The following is a 6,000-nucleotide window of genomic DNA, read 5'->3' as shown; positions in this document are numbered from 1 at the left end:
TTTCTTCCTTCATTTCGTTAAGATTCATTGACTAAAAATTTCAATATTCCTGCATCTCCCCTTTTTGCAGCAGTATATAAAAAATGGGGAAAGTCCAGTTGATTTGTACTAGCAGATTTTAACTTCTATCACAGGCACCTTATGTATAATACAGATATTTTGGCTAAAAATTGATAAATATACTGATTTAAAAACTTTCTTCAATTATACCTCCACCAATAATTAGATCATCATCATAAAAAACAACAGACTGTCCAGGAGTAATTGCCCGCTGCTTTTCTTCAAAAGTAACTCTAATTTTATTACCTTTATCGGGTTCAATATAAGCCTTTACTTCGTCACTGTTATATCTTATTTTTGCTCTTACATCCATTTTGCCATTTAGTTTTTCAATAGAAATCATGTTAATATCATCAGCAATTAAACCATTATTAAATACTTCATTATCTTTTCCAACTATTACTGAATTGTTTTGATGATCAAGTTCAACTACATATACTGGATAACCTAACGCAACTCCCAGTCCTCTTCTCTGGCCAATTGTATAATGAGCTAACCCGGAATGTACTCCTACTTTATTACCATCTGTATCCAATATAGGGCCAGTTTTAGATATTTCAGGATAATTAGTATCCAGAAATCTGATATAATCATCATCAGGCACAAAACAGATCTCCTGGCTATCAGGTTTGTTGTAAACTGAAAAACCCAGTTCTTTAGCTTTTTCTCTTATTCTTTCTTTTGTAAAATTTCCTAATGGAAATAACGTTTTACTCAGCTGCTCCTGATTAAGAACATAGAGCATATAGCTTTGATCTTTTTCTTTATCGACTCCCTTTTTGAGATTATACCTGCCATTTACTTTTTCAATTCTAGCATAATGCCCTGTAGCTATATAATCACAATTAACCTCAAGAGCTTTCTTCATCAGTGCAGAAAACTTAATTTCTTTATTACACATTACACAGGGGTTAGGAGTTCTGGCTCTACTGTATTCTTCAACAAAATAATCTATAATTTTTTCCTGAAATTCATCTTTTAAATTAAAAACAAAGTGAGGAATATCAAGCATATTAGCAACTCTTTTTGCATCCTGAACAGCAGAATAAGAACAGCAGTGATCATCTCTATCGACAGCTTCTTCATAATCTGGGAAAATATGCATTGTTCCCCCAATCACTTCATATCCTTCTTCTTTTAATAAAGCAGCTGCTACAGAACTGTCTACCCCGCCACTCATTGCAATCATAACTCTTTTCATCTAAACACCCTTTTATTCTTTAGTCTTTTTATATTTCTCAATTGCATTTTTTAATGCATCTGTAGCCAGGTTGGAACAGTGCATTTTTGCAGGTGGAAGTCCATCTAAAGCTTCTGCTACTGTATCTCTGCTTACAGTTAATGCTTCATCAAGTTTTTTACCTTTTACAAGTTCTGTCACCATACTGCTTGTAGCCACAGCAGCTCCACAACCAAAAGTTTTAAAACTTATGTCTTCAATAGTTTCATCACTATCATTTATTTTTAAATAAAGTTTAATAATATCTCCACAGGTTGGATTACCCACTTCACCTACAGCACTGGCATCCTCTATTTCACCAACATTTCTTGGATTTTGAAAATGATCCATTACTTTATCAGAATACATATTAATCAGCTCCTACTTCTTTTGTCTTTTTATTATATAAAGGTGACATTTCCCTCAATCTATTTATAATTCCTGGTAATACTTCCATTAAATAATCTATATCTTCTTGAACATTTCCATAACCAAGTGAAAATCTAATTGAACCATGTGCAAGTTCGTGTGGTCTTCCTAAAGCAAGAATAACATGTGAAGGATCGAGTGAGCCAGAAGCACAGGCTGAACCTGTTGAAGCAGCGATATCCATCATATTGAGATTTAATAATATAGACTCACCTTCAATAAATTTAAAAGTAATATTTGCATTTCCCGGCAAACGATCTTTACCCTCGGGTCCATTTAAAAGAACATCATCAATTTCAGAAAAAATTCTACTAATTAAATCATCTCTCATAGATGACAGCTTATCTGCTTTTTCCATCATCTCTTCATTAGCAATCTCAGCCGCTTTTCCCATACCAACTATTCCAGGAACATTTTCAGTCCCGGCTCTTCTTTTTCGTTCCTGAGCTCCTCCAGAACTTTGCGGTACAAGTTTAATTCCCTTTTTTACATACAGAGCTCCAACACCTTTGGGACCATTAAATTTATGGGCAGATAATGAAAGCATATCAATATTCTGTTTAACTACATTAATTGGTATCTGCCCGACAGCCTGTACAGCATCAGTATGGAATAAAATATCATGCTTTTCTGCAATCTCTGCAATTTCTTCCACAGGTTCTATTGTACCAATTTCATTATTAGCCATCATTATAGAAATTAAAATAGTATCTTCTCTTATTGAATTTTTTAACATCTCAAGATCAACAAAACCTTCTTCATCAACTTCCAGGTAAGTTACATCAAAACCTAGATGTTTTTCTAAAAATTGACATGTATGCAGTACTGCATGATGCTCAATACTTGATGTAATAATGTGTTTGCCTTTATCCTTTAATGCCATAGCTGTACCTTTTATGGCTAAATTATCAGCTTCAGTTCCACCTGAAGTAAAAATAATCTCTTCAGATCGATCTGCTCCAATAAGATCAGCTATTTTTTGCCGCGCATCATCCACTGCACCTGCAGCTTTTTGGCCCGGCAAATGTACACTGGAAGGATTACCATAAATATCAGTAAAAAAAGGAAGCATTTCTTCCATCACTTCCGGCCTTACTGGTGTGGTTGCTGCATGGTCAAAATATTTACTTTTCATTGAACATCACTCCGATCTGAATGTTCTTTTATAGCCTTATCTTTAAGTTCCGCTAAAGTCATATTATCAACAACATTTTTTATACTGTCTGCAAGTTCTTCCCACAATTCATGAATAACACATTTATCAATATAATTACAAAATTCTTCTTTGTCTATAACACAGTCAACAGGAGCTATAGGTCCTTCCAGAGTTGTTAAAATATCTCCAACTGATATATCCTCAGGTTCATGATTTAACATATATCCGCCATGTGCCCCACGGACACTTTTTACCAAACCAGCTTTTCTTAAAGTTGCAAAAAGCTGCTCTAGATACTGTTCAGATATATTTTGCCTTTCGGATATTTCTCTGATAGGAATCGCCTTACCTTTTTCGTGTTCAGCTAAATCAACCATAGCTCTGAGACCATATCTACCTTTTGTGGATACTCTCATTTTCTCACCTCTGCAAACTTGAGTTAGTTTATCAACTTTTGATATTATTTTAACATAATGTATTGTTTTTGTCAACTTTAATGATTTTAATTATTTTCTATTTTTTTACTTTAACGCAAAAAATAAATGGAATTCAACCTTCAACACTTATAATTACCGAAACAAAGTTTTTTCTAATTTTAAAGAAAATTTATCTCCAGTTTTTTCTCTAATATCTCTCTGCAAATGTTCATAATCTTCAGATGAAATAATAGATTTTACTGTCCCACCCTTTTCATTATAGAAAGTATTTAATATTTCTGCTTTATGAGCTTCAAGCTGTCCTAAAATATTTCCTATTTGATTAAAATCACTCTCAACAGAAAAGAGGAAAAATTTATTTAATTCTTCAATACCGGCTTCATTAATTGCCATTCTTGCTGAATTACCATAAGCCCTTATTAATCCACCAATGCCAAGTTTTGTTCCTCCAAAATAACGTGTAACAACAATAACAGTATTGATTAAATCTGCACCTTTTATGGCATCAAGCACTGGCGGACCGGATGAACCTGCCGGTTCACCATCATCATCAAAATATTCAATAATTCCTGACTCAGATTCTACTCTAAAAGCTGAAACATTATGAGATGCATCTGAATATTTATTCTTTATCTCTTCAATTTTTTCTTCAGCTTCACTTCGATTATTTACAGAAAAAATACTGGCATAAAATTTACTATCTTTAACCTTATTCCTGATCTCAAGATTTTTTGCAGGTTTTAATTTCTTTTCAGACATCTTAATCTTCACCTTTGTCATGTTTTTCATGCAGATATCGCAAAAATTCTGCAGTCTGTTTTTCTCTCCCCAGAGAACCAGGTTGATAAAATTGTTTGTTAGATATATTATCTGGAAGATAATTTTGTTTTACATAATTATCAGGATAATCATGAGGATATTTATAATTTAGTCCATGGCCCAGATCTTCTGCTCCACTGTAATGACTGTCCCTCAGATGAACTGGAACTTTACCCTGATGATTATTTTCCACATAATTTACAGCACTATCTATTGCTTTTATAACTGAGTTGCTTTTGGGAGCAGATGCAATATATATAACTGCTTCAGCAAGTGGAATTCTGGCTTCCGGAAAACCGATTTGTTCTACAGCTCTGGCTGCAGATTCTGCAAGTATTAACGCAGTTGGATCAGCCAGTCCTACATCTTCTGCAGCATGAATAACAACTCTTCTGGCTATAAATCTTGGATCCTCTCCTGCTACAATCATTCTTGCAAGCCAATACACAGCTGCATCTGGATCAGAACCCCGCATACTTTTTATAAAAGCGGAAACAATGTCATAGTGATTGTCACCTTTTTTATCATAATTAATAATTTTTTTCTGCATAGAGTCTTCAATAATATCTTTATCTATTTTTATAATTCCATTTTTATTTTGGGGAGTTGTTAATACAGCTAATTCAAGTGTATTTAGAGCAACTCTTGCATCTCCATCTGCAAGTTCAGCAATAAATTTTAAATCTTTATCATATATATCAATCTTCAGTTCTCCAAGTCCTCTCTCCTTATCATTAAGTGCATTTTTGAGAATAGAAAAAATATTATCTGCACTTAATTCGTTTAATCTAAATATCCTGGAACGTGAAAGCAGAGGAGAATTGACTTCAAAATAAGGATTTTCAGTAGTTGCTCCCACCATAATTACAGTACCATTTTCTACAGAAGGTAAAAGGGCATCCTGCTGTGATTTATTAAAGCGATGAATCTCGTCTATAAATAAAATTGTTTTTTTATTGTAAATGTCTTTATCGGATTTGGCTTTTTTTATAACTTCTCGAATATCTTTTACTCCCGAAGTAACTGCATTTAATTTAACAAAATTTGCTTTGGTTTCTAAAGCAATAATTTGAGCAAGACTTGTCTTCCCGCTTCCTGGAGGTCCATAAAAGATAAGGGACTGAAGTCTATCCGCTTTAATTGCCCTTCTGAGAAGTTTATTTTCTCCAACAATATCTTCCTGACCAAAAAACTCATCCAGGCTGCGAGGACGCATTCTAAATGCAAGAGGACGATTTTCTTTATCATCTCTGGCATTTTCAAAAAGATTCAATGACTACACCTCTTTTCTGCAGTCTATTACTTCCTTTTCAGTAATAATCATATCGACTGGAATATCATGGTCTTCAACAGGTATTTTGTCTACTATGAATTGATCATATGTAAAAGCAATCTTAAGCTTATCTTTTCCGTTTTCTCCCAAAAATCCATCATAAAAACCACCACCATATCCAATTCTATAACCTTCTTTTGTAAATACTACCCCGGGAACTACAATAATATCTAAATCATCAGGAACAATTTCTGTTCGTAAAGACTTGAGTGGTTCACTAACTCCAAAAACACCTGGTTTTAAATCTTTATCTAAATCATTAATTTCAGCTATACCGAGAGTTATTTTTTCTTTTATTGTATAGGGTACATATAAAATATATCCTTCATCAAGCAGCCGTTCCATTAAATTATATGTTTGTACTTCTTTTCTAAAAGAAACATATGTCATTACTGACTCTGCATTTTTTACTGTTTCCAGTTCAAGAAATTTATTAGTAATTTTATTACTCCATTTAATTATTTTTTCCAATGGTATTTTTGACCTCTGATCTAAAAATTCAGATCTCATTTTTTCTTTTAGTTTCATTAATATCACCTCACCTATA

Annotated in this window: 7 protein-coding genes; all 7 read right to left on the bottom strand. The window is 33.2% G+C overall.

What is annotated here, in order from left to right; all coding sequences use genetic code 11:
* Nucleotides 1-187: 187 nt before the first annotated feature.
* The gene (gene mnmA, locus DER71_RS09905; RefSeq protein WP_114458628.1) at nucleotides 188-1,261 is read right to left on the bottom strand and encodes a tRNA 2-thiouridine(34) synthase MnmA; all 1,074 of its coding nucleotides are present in this window, start codon (nucleotides 1,259-1,261) and stop codon (nucleotides 188-190) included.
* A 12-nt stretch (nucleotides 1,262-1,273) separates the two neighbouring features.
* Nucleotides 1,274-1,648 carry a Fe-S cluster assembly scaffold protein NifU gene (gene nifU, locus DER71_RS09900; RefSeq protein ID WP_114458627.1) on the bottom strand — a complete coding sequence of 125 codons (375 nt, stop codon included), beginning with the start codon at nucleotides 1,646-1,648 and terminating at the stop codon, nucleotides 1,274-1,276.
* A gap of 1 nt (nucleotide 1,649) precedes the next feature.
* Nucleotides 1,650-2,843, bottom strand: coding sequence for a cysteine desulfurase NifS (nifS, locus tag DER71_RS09895; protein ID WP_114458626.1), 1,194 nt, complete (start codon nucleotides 2,841-2,843; stop codon nucleotides 1,650-1,652).
* Nucleotides 2,840-3,280, bottom strand: coding sequence for an Rrf2 family transcriptional regulator (locus DER71_RS09890; protein WP_114474607.1), 441 nt, complete (start codon nucleotides 3,278-3,280; stop codon nucleotides 2,840-2,842). The genes nifS and DER71_RS09890 overlap by 4 nt, the downstream gene beginning before the upstream one ends.
* Before the next feature lie 153 nt (nucleotides 3,281-3,433).
* Nucleotides 3,434-4,060 (bottom strand): YigZ family protein, encoded by a 627-nt coding sequence (locus DER71_RS09885; protein ID WP_114458624.1) that lies wholly within the window; start codon nucleotides 4,058-4,060, stop codon nucleotides 3,434-3,436.
* A gap of 1 nt (nucleotide 4,061) precedes the next feature.
* Entirely contained in the window at nucleotides 4,062-5,393 is a 1,332-nt protein-coding gene (locus tag DER71_RS09880; protein ID WP_114474606.1) for a replication-associated recombination protein A, read from the bottom strand.
* A gap of 3 nt (nucleotides 5,394-5,396) precedes the next feature.
* Nucleotides 5,397-5,981 carry a 5-formyltetrahydrofolate cyclo-ligase gene (locus DER71_RS09875; protein ID WP_114458622.1) on the bottom strand — a complete coding sequence of 195 codons (585 nt, stop codon included), beginning with the start codon at nucleotides 5,979-5,981 and terminating at the stop codon, nucleotides 5,397-5,399.
* Between the last annotated feature and the right edge of the window lie 19 nt (nucleotides 5,982-6,000).

The organism is Halanaerobium sp. DL-01 (genome assembly GCF_003338615.1).
Taxonomy (GTDB): domain Bacteria; phylum Bacillota; class Halanaerobiia; order Halanaerobiales; family Halanaerobiaceae; genus QPJE01.
The sequence above is the reverse complement of the archived record's forward strand: the minus strand, read 5'-3'. Positions and strand labels throughout refer to the sequence as shown.

What these genes read in the sequence shown, in the direction of transcription:
- mnmA (WP_114458628.1), bottom strand. Translation starts at nt 1,261, where the DNA reads ATGAAAAGAGTTATGATTGCAATGAGTGGCGGGGTAGACAGTTCTGTA.
- nifU (WP_114458627.1), bottom strand. Translation starts at nt 1,648, where the DNA reads ATGTATTCTGATAAAGTAATGGATCATTTTCAAAATCCAAGAAATGTT.
- nifS (WP_114458626.1), bottom strand. Translation starts at nt 2,843, where the DNA reads ATGAAAAGTAAATATTTTGACCATGCAGCAACCACACCAGTAAGGCCG.
- DER71_RS09890 (WP_114474607.1), bottom strand. Translation starts at nt 3,280, where the DNA reads ATGAGAGTATCCACAAAAGGTAGATATGGTCTCAGAGCTATGGTTGAT.
- DER71_RS09885 (WP_114458624.1), bottom strand. Translation starts at nt 4,060, where the DNA reads ATGTCTGAAAAGAAATTAAAACCTGCAAAAAATCTTGAGATCAGGAAT.
- DER71_RS09875 (WP_114458622.1), bottom strand. Translation starts at nt 5,981, where the DNA reads ATGAAACTAAAAGAAAAAATGAGATCTGAATTTTTAGATCAGAGGTCA.